Source organism: Bacillus sp. IT-79MI2 (genome assembly GCF_949768135.1).
Classification (GTDB): domain Bacteria; phylum Bacillota; class Bacilli; order Bacillales; family Bacillaceae_G; genus Bacillus_A; species Bacillus_A pseudomycoides.
In genome coordinates this window covers 1-2,989 of record NZ_CATKPV010000105.1, presented here as the reverse complement: position 1 = coordinate 2,989, position 2,989 = coordinate 1, and the positions used below count along the sequence as shown (strand labels likewise).

2 protein-coding genes are annotated in these 2,989 nt (G+C 33.9%); both read left to right on the top strand.

What is annotated here, in order from left to right:
- The coding region (locus ACM6HU_RS24305; protein ID WP_414848490.1) for a glycoside hydrolase at positions 1-1,275 on the top strand (1,275 nt) is incomplete at its 5' end.
- Between the two features lie 681 nt (positions 1,276-1,956).
- Positions 1,957-2,989 (top strand): N-acetylmuramoyl-L-alanine amidase (locus tag ACM6HU_RS24300; RefSeq protein ID WP_414848491.1); only part of this gene is annotated, 1,033 nt, incomplete at its 3' end.

The following is a 2,989-nucleotide window of genomic DNA, read 5'->3' as shown; positions in this document are numbered from 1 at the left end:
CCAGATACTGGAACAAATGAATTGTTGAAAAAAGGAATCCAAAACTTGAGTGAACAAGAACTATATACACTGAATAAAGGATTAATTAAGAGTAAGTTAACAGAGGCAGTGGATGAAGTAAGCAGATGGGAACAGAAAGAAACAACAGATGTTTTAGTTGATATGAAGAAATCGAATGTTAAAAAAGCATGGGTAGGTTTACCTAATTGGGCTAATGGATTAATGAATCCCAAAATGGTAGAAGAAGCAAATAGAATGGGGTATTTAATCGGCCCTTATGATTCATATCACTCGATTCATGAAGTTGGAAGTAGAGATTGGAATACTGCTTCTTTTAAAGATAAAACTTTATATGAAAATGCTACAATATCGAATGAAAAAGGGAAAAAAATAGGAGGATTCTTAGGAAAAGGAAGAAAGTTAAATCCAACTTTATCCTTACCTAGTGTGAAAGAACGTGTAGGTGATATTTTACAAAATAATATACCGTTTAATTCTTGGTTTGTCGATTGCGATGCTACAGGCGAAATTTATGATGATTATTCTCCAAATCATATTACTACTCAGGAACAAGATGTAAAAGCAAGATTGCAAAGAATGAAATATATTAGCGAAGAAAAACACATGGTAGTCGGATCGGAAGGTGGGAATGACTTTGCTAGTAATATAATTGCCTTTGCGCATGGAATAGAAACACCTGGGATTTGGCCCGACTCTGATATGAAAGATAAACAGAGCCCATATTATGTAGGCGGATATAAATCCACTTCACCAGATGGTGCTATTCCAGAATCGAATGCCAAAACAATACCAATCAAACCTATTTATAAAAATATTCATAATAATCCTGTATATTCAGTTCCTTTATATAAACTTGTATATAATGATTCGATTATTACTACTCACCAATGGGGATGGGGGAGTTTTAGAATTAAAGATGAAATTGGGAATAGAATGTTATCTGAAATGTTGTATAATGTTCCACCTTTATATCATATTGATAAAAATGAATGGGAGAAAAGTAAATCCATCATTACCTCTTATTTGAAAGTATGGTCTCCATTTCATGAGAAAGCCGTAACAAAACCAATGACTAATTTTGAAGTATTGTCTGAAGATCGGCAAGTTCAAAGTACGACATTCGGAAAAAACATGAAAGTGATTGTGAATTTCTCAAACCAAGATTTTACATATAACAATGAGAATATAAAAGCAAAAACAGCTATAGTATATGATGGGAAGAAAAAGAGTATATTAGAAGTTCCTAAATACTAAGATACATGACATGGTTGTTTCTTTGAAATAAAGTCGTACTGTTTTGAATAAAGTTTAACTGTTTGCAAAAAAGTTGCACCGTTTTGCATCATTAGATAAAGCTGTCACGGTAAAACTCCTGAGTTTTGATCAAACTTTATTCCAAACCAACATAAAAAAGGACTTCTGTGTTTTGAAGTCTCTTTTTATTTGTAATCAGGATTTTTGAAAGATTTGTGAATTTCATAGAAAACAAACGGGATATAAAGTATAATGTTATAGTTTTGTATATTAAAGGTTATTTATGTTATTTAAATTATATTTTTACGAAGGTACTAGAGGGAGTGCCATCATGTATAGTGTGGTTGAAACTGCAAAAGAGAACAATTTAAGTCCTTATCATTCTCTTCGATATTTGTTTGAAACGCTCCCCAATATCCATTTAAACAATTATGAAGAAAAATCTGTGTTAGATTCTCTTTTCATTGGTCTTAGTTGTGGGAGGAGCCCTAGTGTTGTGTTATAACTCTGAAATATTGACATATCTAGGAGGATCTATAGATTTCAGTTGATTATATGAAATGAAAAATCAAGTCGTTATTTTGGGGTTCAGACTATCATTATTCACACTATTATTCACACTAAAAGAAGTACAAGGAGGAAGGTATATCTATTAAAATAGTGAGATATACCAAAGTAGAAATGAATATTAAATTTAGTAAAAAAGTAGTAGCATTAACAGCAGGATTAACGGTATTATCTTCACCATTGGCATCATTTGCAGAGGAACAACAATCAGTAAACAATAAGCAACCTACAAGCGTCCAAGAACAAGGTAAAGCAGACCAACTTCAAGCATCAGATGAACAGGCTTTAAAAAGTATTGAAGCTAGTTTTGAAGGGGTAGACGGACGTGGTGGAGGTACTGTCGATAATAAGAAAGCAGACAGTCTTCAACGTTCAGAAGGTATTCATGAAGAAACGGGTACATTAACTGTTCCTAACAATTCAAACAGAACAAAACGTAGTCTGTCTTTCACATCACCTAGAAGCTCTAGTACAATAAACGGTGTTCCATTCACTAAATGGATTGTTCCAGTAGGTAACGATAATATTCGTCCTCAAAACTACATGAGTCCAAAGTACATTACAATTCATGAGACTGATAATACAAGTGTAGGAGCAGGTGCTAGAAACCACGCTCAATATCTATATAACCAAGCAGTAGGGAACACAGACCGAGCTGCATCATGGCACTTTACAGTAGACGATAAAGAGATTTATCAACACTTACCATTAAACGAGAACGGGTGGCACGCAGGAGACGGTGATGGTCCAGGTAATAGACAATCTATTGCAATTGAAATCGCAGTTAACAGAGACGGTAACTACAGTAAAGCAGTAAATAACGCTAAGAAACTTGTAGCTTATTTAATGAAAGAAACGGGTGTACCGTTAAATAATATCGTAAAACACCAAAGATGGAGTGGTAAAAACTGTCCTGCTAACATGATTAATAATGGACTATGGAATTCATTCGTAAATGGTGTTGAGGGTTATTATAATAACCTTTCTCAATCAACAAACGACATTATAACAGGCTGGCAACAAATTGATGGCAAGTGGTATTACTTTGATTCTACTGGTATCAGGCAAACAGGTTGGAGAACAATAGAAAATAAGTGGTATTATTTAAACTCTTCTGGAGCCATGCAAACAGATTGGCAGCAAGTTA